The 23,950-nt window shown below is 63.4% G+C and carries 24 protein-coding genes and 2 pseudogenes; 7 read left to right on the top strand and 19 right to left on the bottom strand.

The window, feature by feature from the left end:
* The first annotated feature begins 42 nt into the window (after positions 1 to 42).
* Genes NVV79_RS01930 through NVV79_RS01915 form a run of 4 tightly spaced genes read left to right on the top strand, consistent with a single transcriptional unit; the run spans position 43 to position 3,527 of the window.
* On the top strand, positions 43 to 891 hold the full coding sequence (locus tag NVV79_RS01930) for an ABC transporter substrate-binding protein (protein ID WP_303985696.1): 849 nt from the start codon (positions 43 to 45) through the stop codon (positions 889 to 891).
* A complete protein-coding gene (locus NVV79_RS01925; protein ID WP_303985694.1) occupies positions 891 to 1,892 on the top strand; it encodes an ABC transporter ATP-binding protein in 1,002 nt (333 codons plus the stop codon). Before NVV79_RS01930 ends, NVV79_RS01925 begins: the two co-directional genes overlap by 1 nt.
* Before the next feature lie 14 nt (positions 1,893 to 1,906).
* Positions 1,907 to 2,728: an ABC transporter permease gene (locus NVV79_RS01920; RefSeq protein WP_303985692.1), complete on the top strand. Its 822-nt coding sequence runs from the start codon at positions 1,907 to 1,909 to the stop codon at positions 2,726 to 2,728.
* A 25-nt stretch (positions 2,729 to 2,753) separates the two neighbouring features.
* A complete protein-coding gene (locus NVV79_RS01915) occupies positions 2,754 to 3,527 on the top strand; it encodes an ABC transporter substrate-binding protein (protein ID WP_303985690.1) in 774 nt (257 codons plus the stop codon).
* Between the two features lie 7 nt (positions 3,528 to 3,534).
* Here the strand turns inward: NVV79_RS01915 and NVV79_RS01910 are convergent, their stop codons facing one another.
* The 7 genes from NVV79_RS01910 to NVV79_RS01880 form a co-directional block, all read right to left on the bottom strand.
* On the bottom strand, positions 3,535 to 4,155 hold the full coding sequence (locus NVV79_RS01910; protein ID WP_303985688.1) for a hypothetical protein: 621 nt from the start codon (positions 4,153 to 4,155) through the stop codon (positions 3,535 to 3,537).
* 25 nt (positions 4,156 to 4,180) lie between these two features.
* On the bottom strand, positions 4,181 to 4,675 hold the full coding sequence (locus tag NVV79_RS01905; RefSeq protein ID WP_303985687.1) for a c-type cytochrome: 495 nt from the start codon (positions 4,673 to 4,675) through the stop codon (positions 4,181 to 4,183).
* Positions 4,676 to 4,979: 304 nt separating this feature from the next.
* Complete coding sequence (locus NVV79_RS01900) at positions 4,980 to 6,068, bottom strand: ABC transporter ATP-binding protein (protein WP_303985685.1); 1,089 nt, start codon at positions 6,066 to 6,068, stop codon at positions 4,980 to 4,982.
* 5 nt (positions 6,069 to 6,073) lie between these two features.
* Complete coding sequence (locus NVV79_RS01895; RefSeq protein WP_303985683.1) at positions 6,074 to 6,907, bottom strand: ABC transporter permease; 834 nt, start codon at positions 6,905 to 6,907, stop codon at positions 6,074 to 6,076.
* Positions 6,904 to 7,833 carry an ABC transporter permease gene (locus tag NVV79_RS01890; protein ID WP_303985681.1) on the bottom strand — a complete coding sequence of 310 codons (930 nt, stop codon included), beginning with the start codon at positions 7,831 to 7,833 and terminating at the stop codon, positions 6,904 to 6,906. The genes NVV79_RS01895 and NVV79_RS01890 overlap by 4 nt, the downstream gene beginning before the upstream one ends.
* 30 nt (positions 7,834 to 7,863) lie before the next feature.
* Positions 7,864 to 8,982: an ABC transporter substrate-binding protein gene (locus tag NVV79_RS01885; RefSeq protein ID WP_303985679.1), complete on the bottom strand. Its 1,119-nt coding sequence runs from the start codon at positions 8,980 to 8,982 to the stop codon at positions 7,864 to 7,866.
* A gap of 54 nt (positions 8,983 to 9,036) precedes the next feature.
* The gene (locus NVV79_RS01880; protein ID WP_303985676.1) at positions 9,037 to 10,125 is read right to left on the bottom strand and encodes a mandelate racemase/muconate lactonizing enzyme family protein; all 1,089 of its coding nucleotides are present in this window, start codon (positions 10,123 to 10,125) and stop codon (positions 9,037 to 9,039) included.
* Positions 10,126 to 10,354: 229 nt separating this feature from the next.
* On the opposite strand from NVV79_RS01880, the gene NVV79_RS01875 reads away from it, so the two are divergent.
* The gene (locus NVV79_RS01875) at positions 10,355 to 11,251 is read left to right on the top strand and encodes a LysR family transcriptional regulator (protein WP_303985674.1); all 897 of its coding nucleotides are present in this window, start codon (positions 10,355 to 10,357) and stop codon (positions 11,249 to 11,251) included.
* A 342-nt stretch (positions 11,252 to 11,593) separates the two neighbouring features.
* Here NVV79_RS01875 and NVV79_RS01870 read toward each other — a convergent pair.
* The 7 genes and pseudogenes from NVV79_RS01870 to NVV79_RS01835 all read right to left on the bottom strand — a co-directional run bounded on the left by NVV79_RS01870 (position 11,594) and on the right by NVV79_RS01835 (position 18,622).
* A pseudogene (locus tag NVV79_RS01870) lies at positions 11,594 to 12,605 on the bottom strand (zinc-binding alcohol dehydrogenase family protein).
* Between the two features lie 9 nt (positions 12,606 to 12,614).
* Positions 12,615 to 14,036: an aldehyde dehydrogenase gene (locus NVV79_RS01865; RefSeq protein WP_303985672.1), complete on the bottom strand. Its 1,422-nt coding sequence runs from the start codon at positions 14,034 to 14,036 to the stop codon at positions 12,615 to 12,617.
* 17 nt (positions 14,037 to 14,053) lie between these two features.
* Positions 14,054 to 14,977, bottom strand: a pseudogene (locus NVV79_RS22490) (NAD(P)-dependent oxidoreductase); the annotation flags it as partial.
* Positions 14,965 to 15,297 (bottom strand): hypothetical protein, encoded by a 333-nt coding sequence (locus tag NVV79_RS01850; RefSeq protein ID WP_303985670.1) that lies wholly within the window; start codon positions 15,295 to 15,297, stop codon positions 14,965 to 14,967. The pseudogene NVV79_RS22490 and the gene NVV79_RS01850, both read right to left, overlap by 13 nt.
* Complete coding sequence (locus NVV79_RS01845) at positions 15,290 to 16,168, bottom strand: DUF6772 family protein (protein ID WP_303985667.1); 879 nt, start codon at positions 16,166 to 16,168, stop codon at positions 15,290 to 15,292. The genes NVV79_RS01850 and NVV79_RS01845 overlap by 8 nt, the downstream gene beginning before the upstream one ends.
* Before the next feature lie 94 nt (positions 16,169 to 16,262).
* Entirely contained in the window at positions 16,263 to 17,525 is a 1,263-nt protein-coding gene (locus NVV79_RS01840) for an ABC transporter substrate-binding protein (RefSeq protein ID WP_303985665.1), read from the bottom strand.
* A 188-nt stretch (positions 17,526 to 17,713) separates the two neighbouring features.
* Complete coding sequence (locus NVV79_RS01835) at positions 17,714 to 18,622, bottom strand: Ldh family oxidoreductase (protein WP_303985663.1); 909 nt, start codon at positions 18,620 to 18,622, stop codon at positions 17,714 to 17,716.
* 153 nt (positions 18,623 to 18,775) lie between these two features.
* Here NVV79_RS01835 and NVV79_RS01830 point away from each other — a divergent pair, with 153 nt between their 5' ends.
* On the top strand, positions 18,776 to 19,213 hold the full coding sequence (locus NVV79_RS01830) for an IclR family transcriptional regulator (protein ID WP_303985661.1): 438 nt from the start codon (positions 18,776 to 18,778) through the stop codon (positions 19,211 to 19,213).
* On the top strand, positions 19,210 to 19,593 hold the full coding sequence (locus NVV79_RS01825; protein WP_303985659.1) for an IclR family transcriptional regulator C-terminal domain-containing protein: 384 nt from the start codon (positions 19,210 to 19,212) through the stop codon (positions 19,591 to 19,593). The genes NVV79_RS01830 and NVV79_RS01825 overlap by 4 nt, the downstream gene beginning before the upstream one ends.
* Here the strand turns inward: NVV79_RS01825 and NVV79_RS01820 are convergent.
* The 5 genes from NVV79_RS01820 to NVV79_RS01800 are packed head-to-tail and all read right to left on the bottom strand — an operon-like array spanning position 19,590 to position 23,892.
* Positions 19,590 to 20,714: a Gfo/Idh/MocA family protein gene (locus NVV79_RS01820; protein WP_303985657.1), complete on the bottom strand. Its 1,125-nt coding sequence runs from the start codon at positions 20,712 to 20,714 to the stop codon at positions 19,590 to 19,592. The two genes, NVV79_RS01825 and NVV79_RS01820, sit on opposite strands and share 4 nt — an antisense overlap.
* The gene (locus NVV79_RS01815) at positions 20,711 to 21,043 is read right to left on the bottom strand and encodes a hypothetical protein (protein WP_303985655.1); all 333 of its coding nucleotides are present in this window, start codon (positions 21,041 to 21,043) and stop codon (positions 20,711 to 20,713) included. Before NVV79_RS01815 ends, NVV79_RS01820 begins: the two co-directional genes overlap by 4 nt.
* On the bottom strand, positions 21,040 to 22,131 hold the full coding sequence (locus NVV79_RS01810) for an ABC transporter ATP-binding protein (protein WP_303985653.1): 1,092 nt from the start codon (positions 22,129 to 22,131) through the stop codon (positions 21,040 to 21,042). The genes NVV79_RS01815 and NVV79_RS01810 overlap by 4 nt, the downstream gene beginning before the upstream one ends.
* Before the next feature lie 20 nt (positions 22,132 to 22,151).
* Positions 22,152 to 23,027 (bottom strand): carbohydrate ABC transporter permease, encoded by an 876-nt coding sequence (locus tag NVV79_RS01805; RefSeq protein ID WP_303985651.1) that lies wholly within the window; start codon positions 23,025 to 23,027, stop codon positions 22,152 to 22,154.
* Entirely contained in the window at positions 23,020 to 23,892 is an 873-nt protein-coding gene (locus tag NVV79_RS01800) for a carbohydrate ABC transporter permease (RefSeq protein WP_303985649.1), read from the bottom strand. The genes NVV79_RS01805 and NVV79_RS01800 overlap by 8 nt, the downstream gene beginning before the upstream one ends.
* Positions 23,893 to 23,950 lie beyond the last annotated feature (58 nt).

Below are 23,950 nucleotides of genomic sequence, written 5' to 3'. Positions count from 1 at the left end.
GAACTTCCAGTCCGCCCGGTGCCTTTCCGGTGAGGTCCGATCTTGCGGATTGGTTGGGTTTTCCTGCGCCTGACGGGCATCATGACGCTGGCATTTGCGCTGGCTGTACCTGCCTTTGCCCAGGAGGCGGATTTCGACGACGTCCCCTTTGCCGACGGCCAGTGGAATATCGGCCGGCGGCTGGATGAATCCCAGCTTCGCTACTGTATCGACAAGCGCGACCCCGATTGGGAAGTGGCCGGCGCCATTGCCGACGCCATCGCCGCCACCCTGCTGCTCGAACCGCAGCGCTATGTGGTGGAGCGCGAGATCGCCATCGAAGACATCACCAGGGTCTATTCGATCATGGTGGAACACTGCGATGTCCATATGGGCTTCAAGCTGATTCCCGAGGGATATGCCAACTGGATCGCGCTGACTCGGGCCTATTACGATACCCAATATGTCTTCGTCGCCTCCAACCCTGAACTGCACGCGCTTGCCGACCTGCCGCCGGGGCACCCCATCGGCGCCACGGTGGGCACCACGGCTCATCTCCGGCTCGTTTCCTACCTGTCGGCGCTGCCGACAGACAAGCGATGGCCGGCCTATCCCATGGGCACCAACGAGCAGGCACTTGAATCACTGCTCAGCGGCTCCGTCGATATCGCGCTGGTATGGGCGCCGAGCCTGTGGGGCAAGCAGCGCAGCGATCCCGCCTATGCGGAACTGCACATTGTCGCCCCCGATCCGCTGCCGCCGACCACGCTTGGCGTGGGTGCGGTGGTGCTGTCCGACCAGAAATTCCTGCGCAACGCCATCGACGAGGCCATTGCCGCGCTTGCCGCCGATGGTACTCTGGCGGGCATACTCGAAAGCTTCGATTTCCCCGCCACCGTTGCAGCCCCATGATGCCCGACGCTACCCCGCTTGCTTCTGCTGACGCGATAAGCCTCGACGCCATCTCCAAGCGCTACGGCCGCACATTGGCGCTCGACGCGGTGAGCTTTGCCGTGCGCGAGCAGGAACTGTTCGCGCTGCTGGGGCCGAACGGCGCCGGCAAGACAACGCTGCTCCATATCCTGAGCACCATTCTGCGGCCCGATAGCGGCACGGCGCTCATTGGCGGCATGGATGTCGCGAAGAACCCGCGGGCCGCACGGCAGCGTCTCGGCATCGTCTTCCAGGAGCCCAGCCTCGACGACCGGCTGACGGTGCGCGAGAATCTCGAACTGCATGGGCTGGTCTTCGGCGTGCCACGCAAGATCAGGCGGGCGCGGATCGAAGAAATGCTGGCGCTGGTCGAGCTGTCCGACTGGGCGGCCAAGCCGGTGCGGGCGCTGTCATCTGGCATGAAGCGGCGGCTCGAGATCGCGCGGGCGCTGATCCATGATTCCAAAATCCTGCTGCTCGACGAGCCGACCGTAGGGCTCGACGCGCAGACGCGGGAGCGCATCTGGGCCTATCTGCGCCGGCTGCGGACCGAGCGGGACATCACAGTGCTGGTGACCACCCACTATATCGAGGAGGTGGAGAACTGTGATCGGGTCTGCATCATCGATGGCGGCAAGGTGCTGGCGCTCGACACGCCGGAAGCGCTGAAGCAGGCGCACGGGCAATCCCTGGTGCGCGTGACGCCGCTGACCGAGGCCGACAGCGCGGCGATTTCGGCACAATATCCCGACCGCCTGACCGGCAGGCAGGGCACGGAACTGACGCTGGCCAGCGACGATGCCTTCATCGCCGCGTTCCTTGCCGAATTCGGCACGCGGATCAGCGCGCTCAAGGTGGAGGTGCCGAGCCTCGAAACAGTCTTCCTATCGTTGACCGGGCGCGAGCTGCGCGACCGGGCGGCCGGCGCACGCGAACAGACCTTTGCCTTCGGCAAGCGCGGAGGCGAGCACACGAGATGAGCGAGGTCCGGGCAATGGAATGGCATCGTGCGCTGATGGTGCAGCTTGGCGGGCTCTATGGGCTGTGGCTGCGTGAAGTGAAGCGTGCGTTTCGCGATCGGGGCCAACTCATTGGCGGGGTCAGCCGGCCGATCCTGTGGGTGCTGATCCTGGGGATCGGGCTCAATCCCTATTTCCGAGGCGAGGTCTATGGCGCGGTCACCTTCGTCGTACCCTTCACCTATCTGCAATTCATCTTTCCGGCCGTCATCGCCCTCAACATCATGTTCACTTCAGTGCAGTCGGCGGTGTCGGTGATATGGGATCGCGAATTCGGTTTCCTGCGCGAAGTGCTGGTGTCGCCACTGTCGCGAACGACAATCCTGCTGGCCAAGGTGCTGGGCGGCACGACTGTGGCGGTGCTGCATGGATGCCTGGTGCTGATCCTGGCCCGTTTTGCCGATATACCGCTTACCCCGGTCGACGTTCTCAGGGCGCTGGGTCTGATGGCGCTGCTTGCCTTCGCGCTGACCTCGCTGGGCGTGGTGATCGCCAATCGCATAGGCAGTTTCCAGGGATTTGGCGTCTTTTCCAACGCGGTGATCCTGCCGCTCTATTTCACCTCCAGCTCGATCTTTCCGCTCGATCCGGCGCTGAGCCGGGCGCAGACGCGCGTGGTCTATCCCGACTGGCTGGTGACCATCATCGAATGGAACCCGCTGACCTATGCGGTGGATGCGCTGCGCGGCGCCCTGATCAACTACAACCAGTTCGACCCCTGGATGGGGATTACCGTGATCGTCACCGCCTGCGTGGTGCTGTTCAGCATCGCGCTCTACGACTTCCACCGGATGTGAGGCTGCGGTGGCCGAGAACGGAGGGATGCGCGATCTGATCAGTTTCGGGGCGGTGCTGGCGCTGCTTGTCGGCATAAGCCTTTTGCCGCCGGATACATCTTTGCGCGAGATCGAGCGGGCCGGCGCATTGCGCGCCTGCGTACCACCGCTTTATCCGCCATTGGTGACCGGCGACCCGGATCGGCCCGGCGTCGATATCGAGCTGCTGCAGGTGCTGGCGCAGCGCATCGGGGTCTCGCTTGTCATCAATGAGAACGGCGCCATGGGACGCGATTTCAACCCGCGCAACTGGGGCCTCAACCGCGCTCAGTGCCAGGTGATTGCCGGCGGCGTGGTCAATTCGGCACAAACGCGTTCCTTTCTCGAGACCGGCCCAGCCTATGCCCAGACCGGCTGGGCGGTCGTCTCGCCGACCTCGGTTGAAAGCCTTGAGGGCAAGCAGGTCGGCGTGCTGACGCTGATATCGGGTCTCGACCGCATAGGGCTGGCGAGCTTCCTGCGCAACCAGGGGGCCACGGCACGCATTCTGACCAGCCCCGAGGCGCTGGCCGATGGCCTTGCCGACGGCACGCTGGACGCGGGGGTGACCGAGGCGATGCTGGCGAGCCGGCTGGCGGAAGAGCATGACTGGACCGTGGCCTGGGCCCCGCCGGAACTCGCCCGCTACAATATGGTCTTCGGCCTGTGGAAGGGCGACATCACGCTCAAACGCGTCATCGACCAAACCTTCGCCGAGTTGGCGGCGGACGGCACGATCGCCGCCATCATGGCGCGCTATGGCGTGCGTCCGATCGACTGATACCGCTCTATCGAGCGAAATCGGCGCCGAGCACGAGCGGGGCAAGGATCTGATAGGCCGGCGCCAACACCATTCTGGTGATGCCTAGGACGGAAAGCGCCAGCAGCAGGCAGCCGATGACCATGCCGGCAGCGGACGGCAGGCGGACGCCCAGCGCGGCAAGGATATGCGCGCCGGCGAGCGGCGGCACTGGCACGAGCGTAAACAGCGCCATCCAGACACAGAGCTGGGCCGCGCTGCGCAGAAAAGCGGCAACCACCAAGGCCGCCGTGTGCGGCAGCAGTGTCAGGGCCGGGATGACCAGCAAGGTGAGCAACCAGCCAGCGACGAGCAAGGCGAGACTGCCGGCCAAAGCGGCGAGCACCAGCCCCCAGCGGCCGATGCGCAGCTGGCCGGGGTCGATCGCCACCGACCGGCTCCAACCGAAGCCCGCCAGCATGAGCGAGCCGAGCCCCAGCAGGTCGATATGACTGGCGGGCGAGAGTGTCAGCCGCCCGTCATAGCGCGGCCCCCTGTCGCCCAGCAAAACGGCAATGGTGGCGATCGTCGCGCCCTGCACGGTGGCGATGATCACGCCCGCGAGGAAGCGCGTGACCACCAGTTGCAGGGTTAGATCCAGGCCGATCACCTGGGAAGGGAAGCGCCGGGCACCATCACTTGTCGATGGTGAGCTCGTAGAGCGCGTCGATATCGGAGGGCAGCTCGGTGCTTCCCGATCGGACCCCGTTGGTCTTGAGGATATGCGCCATCAGGTCGGCATAGACAGTGGGCGAATAGCTTCCCGGTGCGTTGGGCGGCATGGTCGAGCTCATGACCTCGTACAACACGCCAGCCGGGCTGCCGCCGCCATACTTCTGCAAAAAGCTCACGCCGCGCAGCGGCGGCCCGCCGAGCAGCCCGCCCCGCAGGTCCTGGCCGTGGCATTCCACGCACTCCTTGTTGAACTCGGTCTTGCCGCGCTCGGCTTGCTCAGCGGTGTAGGAGACCGACGTTGTCTCAGCCTGAGCGACCAGAACGTGGTTCTGGACCTGCGGCACGGGGGCCCTCGTCAATGCCTGACTTTCGAGGCCATAGGCGAAAAGGCCCGCTCCCGCCACGGTTATCGCCGCCGCGCCGCCTATTACCCAACTCACGTTCTTCTTGCTCATCAGAAAACCTTTCAATCAGACGGCAGCGCAGCTGTGCCTGGGCTTGAGCCCTGCGAACGCGCTCAAAATCATGGCGCCTTGCAAGACCAACCTGCCGCCTTGCCGCCGCAGAAGGCGTCGCCTCCTCCCTTACGTCGCCGGCAACTCAACGTTTGTAACGTAGCATACAGTTCTGAACTGGCAACATTGCTTCACCAACTTCCTCGATTGCTGGCGGATTTAGAATGCGCGGCAAAGATAGCGGAGTGAACAGGCCTGCGGAAACGGACGGCCAGATCTTACTCGATATTTGCTCAGAGGTCAGTCAACCCAGCCGCGCCACAGCATGTGAGCGTTCGATGTGTACACCGACATCGGTTCCCACGCCCAAATCACCGACCTCAAGCGCTGGGCGCTCGGCGCGGACCGTGCCCAATCCCTTGACGTCGAGATCGATCAGGACCGTGGTACCCTGATATATCTTGTCCATAACGCGTCCACCAAAATGACCGGCGCTGCTTTGGGGTCGCATGGCCACATGCTCCGGCCGCACACAGTACCAGATATCCATGCCGTCCTTCTCGACATTGTTGGAATGTGTCGACACTGGCTGAACTGTCTCCGGACCGATGCGGGCCTGGATGGCACCACTGCTCTTGTCGAGAGTCCCGGCAATAAGATTGTTGGCGCCGACGAAACGGGCGCCGAACTCAGTCGCGGGGGTGGCGTAGAGCTCGTAGGGAGTGCCGACCTGCTCCACTCCGCCCTTGTTCATCAGAACGATGCGGTCGCTCATCACCAAGGCCTCAACCTGATCATGGGTCACGAAAATCGTCGTCTGGTTGGCCCTGCGCTGGATATCGCGCAGGTCGAGCCGCACCTGCTCGCGCAGCTTGGCATCGAGATTGGAGAGCGGTTCATCGAGCAGCACCAGGTCCGGGTTGAAGGCCAGGGCGCGGGCCACGGCGACGCGCTGCTGCTGGCCGCCGCTGAGCTGTTCCGGCTTGCGATTGCCGAGACCTTCGAGCCGCACCAATTGCAGCAATTGCTCGACGCGCTTGTCCTTGTCGGCCCGGCTCCAGCCGCGCATGCGCAGGCCGAAGGCGATGTTCTCGGCGACGCTCATATGCGGGAAAAGCGCGTAATTCTGGAACACCAGACCGATATTGCGCTTGTTGGCCGGCAGCATGTCGATGCGCTTGTTGCCAAAACGGATCTCACCGCTGTCCTGGGGCAATAGTCCCGAAAGCATCTTGAGCGTCGTCGACTTTCCGCACCCACTGGGGCCCAGAAAGGTCACGAATTCGCCGGCCTCGATATCGAGGCTCAGTTCGCGCACCGCGACGAATTCGCCAAAGGTTTTTCGCACGCGGTCGATATGGACCGGCTGAGCGGCGTTGTTGGACATATTCATAGGGGTCAACCTTTGCGGCTCATGACCGAGCCGGCCATATATTTGGGACCGAGAGACACGGCGACCAGGGTGTAGAAGGCGATCGCCACGTAGACGAGGATACCGGCCATGGCGACGGCGTAGGGCACGATACCCCGGTCGATGATGTCGCTGAACAGGCGGATGGCGATGGGTGTAGCGCTCGGGCCAGAGATGAAGAACAGAAGCTCGAAAGTGATGAGATTCTGCATGAAGATGAAGAGGGCTGCGATGGCAACGCCCGGAGCAATCAGGGGCAGCACGACCAGCCTGAAGGTGGTGAACTTGTTGGCGCCGAGCGATTGCGCGGCCTGTTCATACTCGTCCGGCAGACCTTCCAGCAGCGCCTCGGTAAAGCGCAGTCCGGTCGAGAGGCTGAGTGCCACCAGGGCCAACATGACGCCGGCAAAGCTGTTGGACAGGCGCAGCGGGATGAACACGGTCAGCAGCGCGATACCCAGGATCAACTGCGGGACCACATCCGGGATGAGCACAAGATTGCTCATTATCCGGCGTCCAGCCAGCTTGCCGCGGACCATGGCCCAGGCGGCCGGAATGGCCACGAGAAGGGCGATGCCGGTGGCGAGCAGCGCAGCGCGGATGGTGAACCAGAAGGCCTCCCAATAGGAGGGCGGAATGGTCTTGTAGGCGTCGAAGCTGACCGGTGCCGGGAAGGAGACTTCCAGCGTGCCCTGGAACGAGGCGAGCAGCACCAGGACCACTGGGAAGGTCAGCCACAGCAGCATGATCAGGAGATAGACCGCCAGAGCGGCGCGGCCAAAGAAGATGGCAGGCGTCAGGCGCAAACGGGCGGCGCTCATTTGTCCCCTCCCCTTTGGCCGTAGCGGGACAGGACCACCTGCCCGATCGTGGTCACGCCAAGGGCCAGCACGGAAACGATGATGGCCTGGGCATAGGCGAGATTTTGTTGCTGAAGGGTCAGGAGATTGGCCGAGATCAGGAGGGAGACCATATAGGGTACGCGGCCGTTGAGCATGACCGGGATGGCATAGGCGGTAACAACCGAGGTGAAGATGAGAGCACTGGCGGCGATGATGCCGGGGGTAGCCAGTGGTACCGTAACAGCGAAGAAGGCGCGGGGCTTGCTGGCGCCCATGCTCACGGCGGCATCTTCGAGCTGGGTGTCGACCGACATCAGCACGCCCGTCAGCACGGCGGTCGCAACCACGATGCCGTTATAGGCAAAGGCGATAGCCTGGCCGGGCCAGTCAAAGAGGATGAAGGCGGGTTGCTGCAGGATGCCGAGACCCATCAGGACCTTGTTGGCGACACCGGTCATCGGGGCCAGGAGCAGGATCATCGCATAGCCGATGACCACGAAGGGCAGCATGCGCGGCACTGTGATGATCGGCATGACGATATTACGCAATAGCGTCCGGCGCGCCAGCAGATAGGCCAGCGGCAGGGCCATGAGAATGGAGATCGCCGTTACCCCGCCCGCCATGGCGATGGTGGTGGCGAGCGTGCGCATGAAGAAGCCGTTGCCCAGCGTATTGACGTAGTTGTCGAGGGTGAACAGGCCCGAACGCTGGTCCCGCAGGCTGCCGACGAAAAGCAGCAACAGCGGCACGATGGCAACCAGCCCGACAATAGTCAGGGCCGGCAGCGTGAGCAGACGGTAGAACGTCTTCTCACGCCTGAGGCGCCGGCGCGAAACGTGCCGTCCCTGATCTTGTGCATCCGGCGCGGAGAGGCCCGATGATGGAGTGTTGGTTATATCGGTCATCAGTGAAATTTGTCCGCGCCGGTTCTGGCCTTATTGGCCCTGGATAACGACCCGATTGTAGAAGTCGAGCACGGCCGAATTGTATTCCGGGTCAAGCATTGCACCCCTGAATTCATCGACGAACACGAAATTGGCCTTGGCCGCAAATGCCGTCCATTCGTCCGATGCCACTTCGTCCGAACGCGGCATGCGGCTGTGATAGTTCAGGGACTTTGCCGTTTCGGTAGCCACTGCGGAATGGAAGAACTTCACCCATTCGGTTGCCGCGACCGGGTTCTTGCTGGCCGAGGACACGACCGGCCCGGCCTGGACCACGGCGATCACGCCTTCGCTGGGCTCGACTACATGGATCGGGGTGCCTTCGGCTTCTTCGAGGATGACGTTATGCCACCACCAGGCCGAGGCCAGCGCTTCGCCGCGGCGCAGCAACGGCACGATCGAGCCGGAACCCTGGGTCAAGGTCAGGGCATTGTCCGCCCAGGAGGACACCAGCTCGAATGCGGGCCGGGCCGCCTCTTCATTGAAGGTGCCGTCGACGAACCAGGTGCGCCAGTCGTCGCCCCGGATCGTCACTGCGGCAGCAATGGCGTTGTAGCCGCTGGCCACTGAAAGCGCGGAATCGAAAGTGATGCGGCCGGCAAGTTCTGGCTTGGCCAGATCGGCCAGGGAGGTCACGACACCGTCTTCCAGCGAATCCTGAACCGCAAGCACCCAGGCGGCAATTTCCATCGGCGCGGCATAGCCGTCGAGATTCATCGCGGCCAGCGCGTCAGCATCGAAGGTTGCCCATTCCTCGGGCGTATACTGGTCTTCGAGCTTGTTCCAATAGCCGAGCTCGATGCCTTCCTGCACGTTCTGGTTATAGAGCAGATAGACGTCGCCGGTCGGGTTAGGCCATTCGGTCTGCAGCGTCAGCCAGGATTGCGGAATGGCGCCCGGAACGGTGCGCACATTGACCGGCACGCCGTATTTTTCATCCATGTAGTCAGCAAAGGGCTGGACCAGGGCGTCGGCCAGGTCGGTGGGCAGTCCGGTGCCGGTATAGACGATCAGTTCGGGACCGACTTCGACATCGGTGTTCTGTGCCACGGCCGGAGCGGCCAGGCCAAGGGCAAGGGCTGCCATGGCCAGAATGCGGGAATATCTCATTTGTCTCCTCCAGAGAGTTTGTCCGGCGCCAGGCTAGCTGGCGCCGGGTCTTGATCAGTCCTGAACGCGGAATTTTTCCAGCGCGGCGTGATTGAGGTCGAAGCCGAGACCCGGCCGGTTCGGCGCGGTGATGGAGCCGTCGGCATTGAGTTCAAGCTGCTGCTTGAACATGGCATCCTTGAGCGTATTGAGGCTGTTGTCATAATATTCGACCACCAGCCCATTCGGCACTGCCGCCACCAGGTGTACGTGGATTTCCTGGTCGCCGTGTGGCGCAACCGGAATGTGGTTGGCATCGGCGTAGTGGGCGCATTTCTGCCACTCGGTGATGCCGCCCAGAATCTGGGCGTCGGCATTGAGCACATCGGCGGCGCGGGCGGTGATCAGCTCGCGGAAGCCGGTGATCGTATATTCGTTCTCGCCCAGGGCGATCGGCACATCCGTGCGCTGTACCAGTTCGGCGGCGCCGGCATTGTCCTCGGGCGACAGCGGTTCCTCGAACCAGAAGATGTTCCGCTCTTCCAGCAGGCGCGCCATCTTGAGCGCGTCGAGGCGCGAATAGGCGTTGTTGGCATCGACCAGCACATCCACGCTTGGCCCGACCGCCTCGATCACGGCATCGACGCGGGCGATATCCTCGGCGATCGGGACCGCGCCGATCTTCATCTTGATGGCCTTGGCGCCGGTGGAGACCTTGCTGCTGACTTCCTTCTGCAGGCCGTCCAGCCCCTTGCCCTTGCCGTAATAGCCGCCGGCCACATAGGCCGGAACCTGCCCGCGGCAGCCCCCGAGCAACTGGTGCACGGAACGCCCGGTTTCCTTGCCGATCGCGTCCCATACAGCGATGTCAACGGCGCTGATGGCGCGGGTGGCCAGACCCCGGCGTCCGAAAATCTTCGGCCGGTAGATCATCTTCCAGATGCGCTCGGTATTGAGGGGCTGGCCGATCACGACCTGAGCGACCTCCTTGGCCGCTTCGTAAACGATGCGCCCGCCATGGGTCCAGCCGACACCGGTGACGCCGGACGCCATTTCCAGTTCGACGACCACGATTTCAGTGTGGGTATAGGTATAAAGCCCGTTGGTGATGGGCTCATCATAGGGTGCGCTATAGGCGGTGACGCGCGCCGACTTGATGGTCAATTGGAGCCTCTTTGCTTGGCTGGTCCTCGTTCGCTCGTCGGTCGCATGACTGGCCAAGATCGAAGCAAGAGGCGCAAAAGCACCGGCATGGTACCGCGCCTTGTTTCTCCTCCTGCCTCGCACCGTCGGCCTTGTCTTGCCACGTCTGCGACGGCTTCTTACTATTCGTGGACCCGCGGGCATGGCCAATGCCGATTGCCGATACAATTATGCAAGGTAGGCTCATTCCATGGACGTCACCTGGCTCTCGGACTTCGTAGTCCTGGCCAAGACCGGCAATTTCTCTCGCGCTGCCGAAGCCCGCAACGTCACCCAGCCCGCCTTCAGCCGCCGTATCCGGCTTCTGGAAGACTGGATCGGAACGCCCTTGGTCGACAGGCGCTCACACCCAGTGGTCCTGACCATGGCCGGCGTGGCGTTTCAGCCCTATGCGGAAGACATTCTCGCGCGCATCGATGAAGGTCGGCGGGTTGCCCGGGATACCGGCATCGAAGAAATTCAGACCCTGCGTTTCGCCACCACCCAGGTGCTCTCGCTGAGTTATTTCCCAATCTGGCTGCGCTCGATGGCCGGGCGCGCCTGGCTTGGCGCGGTCAATCTGGTCTCCAACAGCCTCGTCGCCTGCGAAAACATGATGCTCAATGGCGAAGCGCATTTCCTGCTCTGCCACTATCGGGAAGGCATGCCCTGGCAATTGGACGACGAGCGGTTTCTGTCGATCTCGGTGCGGCCCGACCGGCTCATTCCGGTGTCAATCCCCGACAAACATGGCCGGCCTGTCTACGATATGGACGGAGACCCCGACCAGATCATCCCCTTTCTCGCCTATGACGGCCCTGCAGGGCTCGGCCGGATCTTCCGCTCGGCTTTCGACACCGAAGCGATCCGCCCGGCACTCAAGCCCATCGCCGAGTCGCATCTGGCCCTGTTGCTCGGCCTCGCACTGGAGGGGCGCGGCATCGCCTGGGTGCCGGAAAACGTCGTGCGTTCGGAGCTCGACCAGAAGCTAATCTGCGAGGCGGGTGGGCCCAAATGGTCTATTCCGATGGAAATCAGGCTGTTCAGGTCGCGTAACGATTTGGGCCCCAGAGCCGAAGACTTCTGGAACCTGGTTTCGCCAGAATAGGGTTCTTGAGTGCCTTCGCGGCGACGAATGAAATGTAGCACCCATGCAGCTTGGTGCGGCGCCACCGCTTGCTGGCTCAGCCGTCGCTGCCAGCAGTGAGAAACTGAGCACATGTGGCGCGCTTATGCAGCAATATGGCTGCTCCAGGTGGATCGTCGGCGACAAGGCAACACCCTAATAGGGTCATTGCGGGTAATGCAGGAGTTCGCAGTTTGCACGGAGATTGGCGCACCGGTCAGAATATAACTGCGAACGCATACTACATTGTGATCAAAAGATAATTCTGATGTCTGAGCGGCAAACTGGCGCACAAAGGTGTGGAGCAACGTGAAAAAACGCGGCCTAGGCGATTTCGACAAGTGCCTTGATGACCCTGTTCGTCGGGTCAACAAGAGAAGGCATCGCCGCTGGCAGGTCCTCGAGCGCGACCGAATGCGTCTTCAGCGCAGCACTGGGGATATTTCCGGCCCGCATCGCCGCCACGACCGTTTCGAAATCGGCCGGAAGGGCATTGCGCGACGCTCGCAAGGTGAGCTCGCGGCGGTGGAATTCAGCATCCGAGAAAGCAATATCGCCCTTGACCACGCTGACGATGACATAGGTGCCGCCGCTGGCCACATGGGCAAACTGGGTCTCGATCGAGCGCGGGCTGCCCGTGGCATCGAACACCACTTCGTGGAAGACCCCATTGGTGCGGTCGCGCAGCGTCTCGGTCACGTCGGGCGTCACCACCAGCGTCTCGACGCCAAGCTGGTCGGTGCAGAAGGCGAGGCGTTCGGCTCGCATATCGGCCACCAGTACCCGGGCGCCCGCCAGCCTGGCAAAAAGGGCAACGCCCACGCCGATCGGTCCGCCGCCGGCGACCAGCACGGACTGTCCCGCAACGACACCGGAACGGGCGACGGCATGCGCGCCCACGGCGAGGAATTCGATCATCGCCGCCTGGTCGACATCGAGGCCGTCGGCCTTGATGACATTGGCGCGCGGCAGGCTGAGATAGTGGGTCAGCCCGCCATCGACATGCACGCCCAGCACCTTGAGCTGCATGCAGCAATTGGTCTTGCCGAGACGGCAGGCATGACAGGTGCCGCAGGCGAGATAGGGATTGATATAGACGATATCGCCCGCAGCGAGACCGGAACCGGCATCCGCCTCCGGCAACCTCCCCACTCAGCTCATGGCCGATGATGCGGGGATATTCGAAGAAGGGCTGGCGGCCGCCATAGATATGCATGTCCGTGCCACAGATTCCCATCCGGCGCATCTTCACCAGAACCTGGCCGGGCTGCCGGACGGGTTCTGCAATATCGGTGAATTCCAGCCGGCCGGGGGCGGCGCAGACAATGGCCCGCATCAGGGTCTCCTAGATTGCCGGCTTCCATTGTATCGAGGATTGCCGCGTCAGTTCCAGCAGGAGTTCCTGGCCGTAGCCGGCGCCGATCCCGCTGGCGCCAACCGGCTCGGACGTGCCGCCCGGCGCCTTGCGCGGGGGGGCATTGACCTTGATCATGCCGGCGCGGATTTCGTGCAGGAATTTCAGCGAACGCGGCGACGAGGTGCTGCACAGCACCGCGGCCAGTCCGTAGCGATGATCATTGGCGAGCGCGAGGGCTTCATCGAAATCGTCGAAGGGCATGCAGGGCGCGACCGGACCGAAGGTCTCGTCGGCCATGACCGGTTGATCCTTGCTGATGCCCGTCATGACGGTGGGCGGATAGAACCAGCCCTTGCGGTCGAGCCGCGCGCCGCCGCAATGGAGCACCGCACCGGCAGCGACCGAGCGATCGACCTGCTCGACGATCTTGTCGAGCTGGATGCGATCGACGATCGGTCCCATGCCGACATTGTCGAGCAGGCCATCATCCTGGACGATGGCACGTGACTGACGGGCCAGCGCCTCGACGAAGGGCTCGAAAATCTGGCGGGCCACATAGACGCGCTCGGTCGCCGTGCAGAGCTGGCCGGCATTGAAGTAGGCCGCGTCGATGGTGAAGGCGGCGGCCTTTTCGATGTCGACGGTTTCATCGATGATCAGGGGGTCCTTGCCGCCGAGTTCGAGGATGGCCTTCTTGAGGTTGCGACCGCAGGATTCGCCAATGCGGCGGCCCGTGGCTTCCGAACCGACGAAGAGGATGGCGTTGACATCGGGATGGTCGACGATCGGTTGGCCGGCACCGGGGCCGTTGCCCAGGACCAGGTTGACGACGCCGGGCGGGAGCTTGGCAAAAGCCAGTTCGGCGATGCGGCGGGAGGTCAGTGGGGTCTTTTCGGACGGCTTCCAGACCACGGTATTGCCGACGGCGATGGCGGCGCTGACATTCTCGACGCCGAGCGCCACCGGATAGTTCCACGGGACGATGACGCCAACCGTGCCGCGCGGAAAGCGCTGCTGGAAGTTGAGTTCGCCATAGGCCGCCTGCTGGCTGCCGGAGCGCATATGCACGGCCAGTTCGCCGAATTGCCGCGCTGCGCTTGCGGCACCGATGATTTCATTGCGCGACAGGAAAAGTGGCTTGCCCATCTCGATGGTGTTAAGGCGGGCCAACTCCTCCTGATGCTCGAGCAGGATGTTGGAAATCTCGTAAAGCGCGGCGCGGCGCGCGACGGGCGACAGGCCGGCCCAGCCGGATTGGGCCGCCTTGGCCGCGGCAACGGCCTGATCGACATCGCCGGCCGAGCCGCGCGGAATCTCGCCGAGCGTTTCTTCGGTGGCCGGATTGATGACTGCGATGGCGTCCTTCGACTCTGACGGCACCGAACGGTTGCCGATCCAGTTGCTTTGCATGCTCCCCTCCATAGCCGTCAGTTGTCCTGCAGCCTGATCTGCTGGCCCGAGCCACGCTCGGCCAGCCTCATGATCGATCCCATGAAATCTTCATCGCGGAACTCCGTCTCGCAGTTCTGCAGGATATCGAGAATGACCTTGCCGACCGGCAGTTCGATATCGAGGTCGCGTGCCAGCGTCATGGCGAGGCGATGGTCCTTGGCCGCGAGGCGCGAGGCGAAGCCGGGCGTGTAGTCGGCCTTGAACACTTTCCTGGGCAGGACGGTGTTGAGCACCTTGTTGGATGTGCCGGTCTGATCGGAAAGCGCGATGATCTGCTCCAGCGTCACGCCCGACTTGATGCCGAAGGAAATCGCCTCGGCAATGACCGCCACCATGCCGGCTGCCAGATAGTTATTGACCAGCTTGATGGTGGTGCCGGCGCCTAGGTCGCCGATATGCATGATTTCCGACGACATGGCCTCGAGGATGGGGCGAACCTCTTCGAGAGTCGCGGCATCGCCGCCGACCATGAAGGTCACGGTGCCGGCCTCGGCTTCGGGCACGCCGCGGCCGACGGGACTGTCGAGCATGCGGATACCCTTCTCCGCCAATGCGGCGCCGACGGTGCGGCTGGTGGTGGGATCGACCGTGCTGAAATCGACATAGATGAGGCCGGGATGGGCGCCGGCAATGATGCCGTCTTCGCCCAGCGCGACGCGCCGGACATCGGGGGCATCGGGCACCATCGAGCAGACCACGTCGACATCCCGGGCGAGTTCGGCGACGCTGCCGGCGCGGCTGGCGCCCTTTGCCACCAGGGCATCGACGGCCGCGGGAGACAGGTCCCATACGGCGACATCGTAACCCTTGCGCAGCAGATTGCCCGCCAGGCCGCGCCCCATGGCGCCCAATCCGACAAAACCGATCTTCTTGCCAGCCATCTGGCCTACTCCTTGAGCGAGAGCGTGAGGAGCGCCTTGAAACTGCTGCCCTCGGGCAGCACGGTCATGACGCGCAAATAGGTACCGAAATTCGAGAGCCGCACCGACGCGATTTCGTCGACACGCGGAATGGGGAGCATACTGCCCTCATCGATCCAGCGCATGCCATCGGGCGAAATCTGTATCCAGGCGCGGGCCTGCTCGGGATGGCCTTCGGCGCCGAGCGAGCGGAGGAAGACCACGGCTTCTGACGCCCAGGCGACGTCGTAGGGTTCGCTGGCGACGACGCCACTCCAGGTATCGCCGCGGGCGACGACGGCGGTGATGGATTCACGCATCTTCCCAGTCTCCGGAAACCAAAACCGAGTCGAGATAGAGGAAGGAGCGCTTGTGGCTGTCTGCCTCAACCGTCCAGCAGACATTGAACAGGCAATTGAGATTGGGCCAGGCCGGCATGCGCATCGGCTCGAGCGAGGACACGTCGAAGATGCGATCATTGCATTGCAGGGACGTGAAGCTCATCGTCCGCAAGTCGAAACCCATCTTGAAATAGTGCCAGTTGTACTTGGTCGGCACCTCGTTGTAGCAGAGCTGCTGGCTGCCGCCGGGAATGTCCTCCCAGCCATCGGCGCCAAAATGATGGTGCGAGCGCGTCTCGCCCAGCGACTGGTCGCCGCCCACATCCTTGGCGGGCTCCAGCGTGCGCTTGAACTGCCACTTCTCGATGCGCTCGCCATTGAGGGCGTTGAGATAACGGATGTGGGGCATGATGCGCCGCTCATTATCCTGCAGGTCGAGCACCAGGCCGAAGGCGCCGGCATCGCTGGCCGAAAGTGTGAGATCGGTCGCTTCGGGCTTGAGCGCGAAATAGGTCTCGATCTGGATCGGGCAGGCCTTGCGGAAGGTGAAGCGCTTCAGCGCCATATTGACCGAACGCGGGCGCGGGCGCGACGCGATCTTGAGCGAATAGGTGCCATCATGACCGCCATGGGAGCCGGTGTCCCAGTGGGTGCCATTGCTCAGCATTGGCTGGCTCATGTCGCGGAAGCCGGGCAGGACATTGTCGAGCGTATGCTCGTAATTGCCCACCAGCGCGGTATAGCCGCGAAAGCCTTTCGAGAACTGGTCGAAAGCGATGATCCGCGACAGCGGATTGAACTTGGACAGGTCCGGATCGCTCCAGAATGCCCGGTTGACGGCGGTCGCCATCAAAATCCTCCCAAATGGTTCAGTTGGTCTTTTTCGGCAGGGCTGCCGGTCGAGCGGCAACCCCATTGAGCGTTGGGCAGGGCCGAAGCCCGCGTCACTTCACCAGGTCTTCGGCGCGAGACTGCAGATCGGCGGCCGCCTGTTCGGACGACTTGAAGCCAAGCATCGCCGCCTGGAACTCCTCGATGAACAGGGTCGCGGCCTGCGCCGTCTTGTCGAAAGCCGGGATCGTCACTTCGAGATTGCCGAGCGCCGCGCCCTCGGCCGCGGCATAGGGCACGTAGTCGACGACGCGCGGATCGGCATAATCGGCGGGGCGCACCGAGCCGTTGCCGTTCAGCGCGGCGCGAATGGTATTTTCCGGCTTGGCCAGTTCCTGGATGAGGCTCAGGGCTAGGTCCTTGTTGGTCGAATTGCGCGGGATGGCCATCGACCAGAATTCGGTATTGGCGAAAGTGCCGCCCTCGGCCACCGCCGGGAATGGCGCGACCTTGATATTGCCCGCCTCCGCCGAGGCGGCAGGATCGTTGAGCGTTTCGTAGCGCGCGAAGGGATTGATCGCCATCGCGGCTTGGCCGCTGGACATCATGGCGATGAGGTCATCGAGGTTGCTCGACGTGATATTGGGCGGCAGCGCGCCGCTCTGGAACAGATCGGCCAGCGCGCTCAGGGCCGCAACCATTTCGGGCGAATTCGCCTTCACGCTGAGATCGTCGGCGATATAGGTCGCACCGAACCCACCCACGAAGTTGAGCGGCGTGGCCGACGCGGTGCCGAGGAAGGTCAGGCCATAAACCCGCGTGCCATCGTCGCGGGTGAAGGTGAGCCCCTTGACCATTTCGATGAGTTCATCGATCGATTGCGGCGGGCTGGTATAGCCGCGCTCGGCCAGGATGGCCTCATTATAGATGAGGGCATTGGTGGTGTGGCGATAGGGAATGCCGACAATGTCGTCATTGATCGTCACCGGCCGCCTCAGACCCTCGGCAATGCCCTCGATATCCTCCACCGCCGCGCCACCGGCCAGCGCGCCAAGCGGCTCGAGCCCTTCGAGCAGCAGGGGCGTGAACCGCGAATTGACGACGAAAGCGAGATCGATCGAGGTTTCGTTCAGGGCCAGTTCGCGCATCAGGCGCTCATGGATCGGATCGACATTCAGTGTGATCCAGTTGAGCGTGACATTGTTCCTGGCCGCCCATTCTCCGGCGATGTCTCCACCTTGCGACGCATCGCCTTCGCCATGCGCCACCCGCTTATGCACGGCGTGCGACAGGATATTGAGCGTGCGCTCCTGCGCGATGCTGCCGGTCAGAGCAAGCACCGACAGAGCGGCGGCTATGACAACGCGTCTGATCATGGATTCTTATCCTATAAGCAAATTACTTTCCTATATGATTGCAGATGCGATTGGAGGGGGCAAGTCCAAACCGATGGCGGCGAGCTCTTTTGCGAGCAATTCGACGGTCTGCTCGGGGAGCAGAATTCCGTGCCGATCAGCCTCCTGCCGGCGAGCGGAAGCACCGCCGCCCGGCAGCCGAACCGAGCTCACACCAGCAGCCGGACGGGAGCCGCGAACGAGGTCGCCGAGTTGTGCCGCGCGAGCCTCGAACCTGTCGCGCGACATGAAAGCCTCGGATCCAGAACGATGAAAGCGTGACCGACATTGGCGGGTTCGGCAGATGCGTCATTGGGATTGCCGACCGCGGGTCCGATCCCGGCACCGGTAAGCACGCCAGCCAGCATCTCGACCATCAGCGCCAGGGCAGACCCTTTGGCGCCACCAACGGGCAGAAGAGCACCGCGCATCGCCTCGGCCGGATCGGCGGTAGCCGAACCATCCGGAGCGACCGCCCAACCCGCCGGAATGGACTCGCCGGCGCGATGCGCCTGGCGAATGCGCCCGAAGGCCGCGACGCTGGTCGCCATGTCGAAACTCAAGGCATTTTGGGCCTCTGCCGCCGGGAAAGCGGCCGCCAGGGGATTGGTGCTCAGCAGCGGATCAGCCCCTCCCCATACCGCCATTATCGGCGACCCATTGGAGCAGGTGAGCGCGGCATAACCGGCCCTTGCGGCCCGCTGCAGCAGATAGCCCGCAGCGCCATAATGATTGCTGTGCCGCACGGCGGCCATGGCGATGCCGGTTGCCGATGCCGACGCCATGGCCCGATCGATAGCCACGGCGCCAACGACCGGCCCCATGCCATTATCCCCATCGACCAGCAGCACGCCCGGCCGCGATTGCTCGACGGCAATGACGGGTTGCGCGGCGATTTTTCCCCGCCGCAAAGCATCGAGATACATCGAAGCGCGGGCAATGCCGTGTGAGGTCACACCCGAGGCTTCCGCATCGGTCAGCCAGTCTCCGCAAAGGCGGGCATCGGCAGGCGGCAGGCCGACGGATTCAAAGAGGCGCGCGAGCGATTCCACGAGCGCCGCAGAGCTAAATCTCGACATGATGGTCCTTCACTAATTTATCCACTGGTACAATTTACTTTTCTATACGAAACTCAACGCGTTTTCGATATGACCTTGATGGTGATCGCAACCCGGGTCTCTGGAAGGGGAGCGGGGAAGCTGGTAAGCAAGCGAAACAGAGGGAGATTCCAAATGGCGCGTGCGCCCGAAGCGGAAGCGCTGGACATCGACGAATCCGCAGGGCGGCAGACACGTTACCGCGTTCCTGCCGTCGACAAGGCACTGGACATCCTCGAATTGCTGTCGACCGAAGCAAACGGACTGCCCATGGCCACGCTGGCCGAACGGCTGGGCCGCACCATCAGCGAAATCTACCGCACGGTGCAACTGCTCGAAGCGCGGGGCTACCTGGAGCGCAATGCGGATGGCGACCGCTATGCCGTTACCATGAAGCTGTTCCGCTTGGCCCATGCCATGCCGCGCGTCCACTCGCTGTCGGCGCTGGCGCTGCCCATCATGGAAGAGCTGGCGATCGAGATCGAGCAATCCTGCCATCTCGCGGTGCTGGATGGGCTCGACATTCTGATCATCGCGCAGGTGGATTCCCCCTGCCCCGCCAATATTCGGTGACGCTCGGCGCTCGCCTGCCGGTATGGGAGGCTAGTTCGGGCAATCTGCTGCTGGCCCAATTGCCCGAGGCCAAGCGCGAGGCGCTGTTCCGGTCGATGACGCGTATCGTGGCGCCGGAAATACTGCAGCAGTTCCGCGAGCGCGTTGCCGAGGTCGGCAATACCGGCCAGGAACAGCGGGAAAGCTACTTTGTCAGCGGACTGCTGACGATCAGCCGGCCGATCTACAACCATTTCAGCACGACCGTGGCAGCTCTCACCGTGCCGTTCCTCTATCACAAGCGCGTGGTGGTGACGCCGGCCGAAGCCAGCGAGCGGCTGGATCTGGCGGCGCGGAAACTGTCGCGCGAACTGGGTTATCGCGACCCCGGCGCCGACTAGGCCACGGCGACTGCACGCTCTTCCGCCGCAGAGCGATAGGCAGCAGCGATGATTGCGCAATGATGGGCGGCCGCGTCGATCCCGATACCCGAGGACACCCCACTGGCCAGTGCCGCAATGAAGGCGGCGACATCGCGCGAGCCTTCATCGGCGAGGGCAATGCCTGATATGGCGGGCTGCGGGCGGGGGCCAGAACGGGTGGACAGCCACATTTCCATGGGATCGAGCGCATTGCGCGCTGGGGCCGGAACGCCGCGGCCGGAGGTGGCGATGAGTTCGGCAGGTTCACTGTCGAAGACCAGCGTGTCCCGTTCGCCCACGATGATGACGCGCGACAGGAAAGGCCGGCGCCAGCTTTGCCAGCCGACGCGCCCGCAGGTGATGCTGGCCGTTGCGCCGTCTTCGAAATCGACAAGCATGGCACCGTAATCCTCGACATCGTGGCTCAGATGCTCGGCGAAGAAGTGGTTGGCGGTGACGGCCGTCACCGAGACGGCCCGCTGGTCGAGCAGCCAGGCCACCAGCGAGACAGGATAGATACCCATATCGGTGAGCTCGCGCTTGGCGACATCCTGCCGGAAATCGGCAATGGACCGCTCCTTGCGCGGCTTCGATGGCAGCGCGGAGGGCATGCCCTTGGCCATGAGCATATCGGCATGGATCGCGAGAATCCGGCCGAGCCGCCCTTCCCGGATGGCCGCCTGCGCCGCTTGGGCCCAGGGGGTGGTGGCATGGCTGAAGACCTGCGCGCCGACCCCGACCGCGCGGACGGCGGCGGCGATGGCTGTCGCATCGGCCGGACTGCCGGCCAGCGGCTTGTCGAGATAGAGGTGGAGGCCGGCCTGGGCGCAGAGCGTGGCGACACGGGCGCGGTGCATCATGTCCACGCTGATGCTGGCAATCGTCGCCTCGGGCAGCGCAACCGCCTGGTCGAGCGGCAACAGGGGCAGGCCGAGGCTGGCGGCCAGTTCGGCGTGGCGCCCCGTCTCGCTCTCGCCCAGGCCGGGCGCGGCGCCGACGGCCAGCAGGCGGCAGCCGGCCGACGCAAAGGCGCTGGCATAATTCTCCTGATGCGAGCGGATGCCGCCGGCCAGGATGACTCCGGGGCGATCCGGGCTCATGGCGACTGCTCGCAGAGATGCAGCGCGCCTTCGGAGCCGAGCAGGGTCAGCACAATGGTGGCGCGCGGCGCCGGCGCCGAACTGACCGTGGCCACCTGGCCGCCCTGCCACAGGCAGAGGGTCGCGCGGCCAGATTGTGCCTCGCGGACGCGCGGGCAAGCGAAGATGGCATCGCCCAGGCGCAGCAGTTGGCCCTGCTCCGGCAGGTCGTCGCCGGGGCCGCCGCCGACATGAAGACGAAGGGATCGGGCGGTGCCGATTTCGCCCGCCCGCACGGCTTTGCAGACCGCGGTATCGAGGCATGCCAGCAGATATGCCAGATCGCTCACCCCAGCCGCATCTGTGTCTTGCTGTCGAACAGATGCAGGCGCGCCGGATCGAAATGGAGGGTGAGGTTCTGGCCGGCCTGGAACTGGCCCTTGTCGGTGCAACGGGCGGTGAGGGTCGCTCCGCCTACCTGCATGGTGACGAGGATGTCGCTGCCCAGCGGCTCGAGCATGTCAATGACGCCCTCGATCCGCGCCGTGGCGCCGGGCGTGGGCGTGTCGCTCAGATGCTCGGGGCGGATGCCTGCAAGGACGTTGCCGTCATTGGTCAGCGACGGCAGAGCGGTGCCATCAGGGAGGCTGACCTCGCCGCCGCCGGCGAGGGTCAGCACCGTCCGGCCTTCGGCTTTGCTCGCAGTGATCGGCACGATGTTCATGGTCGGCGAGCCGATGAATTCCGCAACGAAGACATTGGCCGGGCGGTCGAACAGATCGTGCGGCGTGCCCATCTGCGCGATATGGCCATCGAACAAGCAAATGATGCGATCGGCCAGGGTCATCGCCTCGAGCTGATCGTGGGTGACATACATGCTGGTGGTCTTGAGCGTCTGGTGCAGGCGCTTGATCTGTCCGCGCATCTCGGCGCGCAGCTTGGCGTCGAGGTTGGAAAGCGGCTCGTCGAACAGGAAGAGCTGCGGCTTGCGCACCATGGCGCGGCCGATGGCGACGCGCTGGCGCTGGCCGCCCGACAGTTCGCGCGGGCGCCGCTCGAGCAGGTGACCGATCTGCAGGATGTCGGCGACGCGCTTGACCTGCGCCTCGCGCTCGGCTTTGGGCACACGCGCCAGCTCCAGCGAGAAGCCGATATTCTGCTCGACGCTCATATGCGGATAGAGCGCATAATCCTGGAACACCATGGCGACCTGTCGCTCCTTGGGCGAGAGCTCGTTGACCCGCACGCCCTGCATGCGCAGCTCCCCGCCCGAGATTTCCTCAAGCCCGGCAACCATGCGCAGGATCGTACTCTTGCCACAGCCGGAGGGTCCGACGAGGACGAGGAATTCCCCTTCCTCGATGTCGAAACTGATGTCGTGAACCACTTCGAGTGCGCCATAGCGCTTGACGAAGCGATCAATATTGATGGCGACCATCAGCAGGGCATCCTTTCAAATCAGCCCTTCACCGAACCGGCGGTGAGGCCGGCGATGAGGAATCTCTGGGCAAGCATAACGAGCAGCGTCACCGGCAGCAGTTGCACCGTGACGCCAGCGAAGAGCACGCCCCAATTGGTGCCGCTCACCGCGTCCATCACTTCGGAAATGATGAGCGGGGCGGTCTTGGCGTGCTGGGTCGTGAAGATCAGCGCGAACAGGTATTCGTTCCACGAGAAGACGAAGACGAAGATGGCGCAGGCGGCCACGCCCTGCAGGGCCAGGGGCATGATGACCCGAAAGAGCGTCTGCATCGTGGTGGCGCCATCGACCACCGCTGCCTCATCAAGGGTGCGGGGAATCTTGTCGATGAAGGTCTTCATGATCATGGTGCAGAGCGAAACCCAGAAGGTCGCGTAGAGTACGATGAGCACGATATGGGTGTCGCTGAGCTTGAGGGCATCGACCACCGGGAACAGCGGCAGCGTCACGACGATGGGCGGCAGCAGGCGGATGGCGATGAGGTAGAGCACCGAGCCAGCCAGGAATCTGTTGGCATAACGCGAATAGACGAAGCCGGACAGGATGCTGGCCGCGCAGGCCAGCAACGTGGCGCCGACGGCAACGATCAGGCTGTTGGCCATGGTGGGGAAGAAGCCCGTCCACTTGGTGGCCAGCGCCATGTAGTGCTCGAAAGTCGGCGTGAAGATGATGTCGGGCGGGTATTTGAAGATCTCCTTCTGCTGCTTGAAGGAGGAGAGCACGACATAGAGGATCGGGAAAGCCGACCATACGATGATGAGCACGAACAGGAGCGTACGCACAATGGCTCGCACAGTGCCGGCAACGCGGCGGGCCGCCATGTTCGGCAGGACGATGGAAGCGGCGTCAGTCATTGCCCTTGAGCATCCTTCGGTGCATGGCCCACAGATAGATGGAAGCGACGCCCAGCGAGCCGATCACCATCAGCCAGCCAGTGGCCGAAGCGGTGCCGAACTCACCGTATTTGAAGCCGCTCTGGTAGAGATAGACGGCCAGCACTTCGGTGAGCCGCGCCGGGCCGCCCGCGGTGAGCAACCAGACTTCGGAGAACAGGCGGAAAGCGAAGACAAAACGGAAGATCAGCGAGATCAGGATCGCCGGGATCGTCAATGGCAGCGTGATACGCCAGAATTCCTGCCAGGGCGTCGCGCCATCGATGCGCGCAGCTTCGTAAAGCGATTTGGGAATGGCCAGCATGCCCGCATAGATGAGAAGGAAGGTGAAGGGCAGGTGATGCCAGATCGAGATCAGAGTCACCACACTGAGCGCCAGCGGCGGCGACACACTCCAGTTGAACATGCCGAAGCCGAGGCTTTCAATGGTGCGGGCCAGCACGCCGCTGCCCGAATTGAGCATGATCTTCCACACCAGCACGCCCACGACCTCGGAAATGGCATAGGGCATGAGGACGATGGCGAACATGATCTTGGGGTAGCGCACGCCGCCCAGGAACAGGGCCGCCATGCCGATGGCGATCAGCAGCTCGATATAGACCACGGCATTGACGACGATCAGCGTATTGAGCGCAGCGCGCCAGAAATACGAGCTGGTCAGCACCGTCACATAATTGTCGAGACCGACAAAGGTCAGGTCCGAGCCATAGGTGGATTCATTGAGGCTCAGCCAGAATACATAGATCGACGGCAGGGCGATCACCACGAGCAGCAGCAGGTGCGTGGGCACCAGCATCAGGATGGCAGCCGGATTCAGTCGCCTCATCTCTCGCTCTTCCCAGTCCAGAATTTCATACCGCCGCGCAGGGACACCGCGCGGCGGT

Origin of the sequence: Devosia ginsengisoli, assembly GCF_024707105.1 — a bacterium.
Classification (GTDB): Bacteria; Pseudomonadota; Alphaproteobacteria; order Rhizobiales; family Devosiaceae; genus Devosia; species Devosia ginsengisoli_A.
The sequence above is the reverse complement of the archived record's forward strand: the minus strand, read 5'-3'. Positions and strand labels throughout refer to the sequence as shown.

Coding starts and splice junctions, on each gene's coding strand:
- NVV79_RS01900 (WP_303985685.1), bottom strand. CDS start 6,068: ATGAATATGTCCAACAACGCCGCTCAGCCGGTCCATATCGACCGCGTG.
- NVV79_RS01875 (WP_303985674.1), top strand. CDS start 10,355: ATGGACGTCACCTGGCTCTCGGACTTCGTAGTCCTGGCCAAGACCGGC.
- NVV79_RS01865 (WP_303985672.1), bottom strand. CDS start 14,036: ATGCAAAGCAACTGGATCGGCAACCGTTCGGTGCCGTCAGAGTCGAAG.
- NVV79_RS01840 (WP_303985665.1), bottom strand. CDS start 17,525: ATGATCAGACGCGTTGTCATAGCCGCCGCTCTGTCGGTGCTTGCTCTG.
- NVV79_RS01885 (WP_303985679.1), bottom strand. CDS start 8,982: ATGAGATATTCCCGCATTCTGGCCATGGCAGCCCTTGCCCTTGGCCTG.
- NVV79_RS01895 (WP_303985683.1), bottom strand. CDS start 6,907: ATGAGCGCCGCCCGTTTGCGCCTGACGCCTGCCATCTTCTTTGGCCGC.
- NVV79_RS01915 (WP_303985690.1), top strand. CDS start 2,754: ATGCGCGATCTGATCAGTTTCGGGGCGGTGCTGGCGCTGCTTGTCGGC.
- NVV79_RS01810 (WP_303985653.1), bottom strand. CDS start 22,131: ATGGTCGCCATCAATATTGATCGCTTCGTCAAGCGCTATGGCGCACTC.
- NVV79_RS01850 (WP_303985670.1), bottom strand. CDS start 15,297: ATGCGTGAATCCATCACCGCCGTCGTCGCCCGCGGCGATACCTGGAGT.
- NVV79_RS01845 (WP_303985667.1), bottom strand. CDS start 16,168: ATGGCGACCGCCGTCAACCGGGCATTCTGGAGCGATCCGGACCTGTCC.
- NVV79_RS01925 (WP_303985694.1), top strand. CDS start 891: ATGCCCGACGCTACCCCGCTTGCTTCTGCTGACGCGATAAGCCTCGAC.
- NVV79_RS01905 (WP_303985687.1), bottom strand. CDS start 4,675: ATGAGCAAGAAGAACGTGAGTTGGGTAATAGGCGGCGCGGCGGCGATA.
- NVV79_RS01800 (WP_303985649.1), bottom strand. CDS start 23,892: ATGAGGCGACTGAATCCGGCTGCCATCCTGATGCTGGTGCCCACGCAC.
- NVV79_RS01920 (WP_303985692.1), top strand. CDS start 1,907: ATGGAATGGCATCGTGCGCTGATGGTGCAGCTTGGCGGGCTCTATGGG.
- NVV79_RS01835 (WP_303985663.1), bottom strand. CDS start 18,622: ATGTCGAGATTTAGCTCTGCGGCGCTCGTGGAATCGCTCGCGCGCCTC.
- NVV79_RS01820 (WP_303985657.1), bottom strand. CDS start 20,714: ATGAGCCCGGATCGCCCCGGAGTCATCCTGGCCGGCGGCATCCGCTCG.
- NVV79_RS01890 (WP_303985681.1), bottom strand. CDS start 7,833: ATGACCGATATAACCAACACTCCATCATCGGGCCTCTCCGCGCCGGAT.
- NVV79_RS01805 (WP_303985651.1), bottom strand. CDS start 23,027: ATGACTGACGCCGCTTCCATCGTCCTGCCGAACATGGCGGCCCGCCGC.
- NVV79_RS01830 (WP_303985661.1), top strand. CDS start 18,776: ATGGCGCGTGCGCCCGAAGCGGAAGCGCTGGACATCGACGAATCCGCA.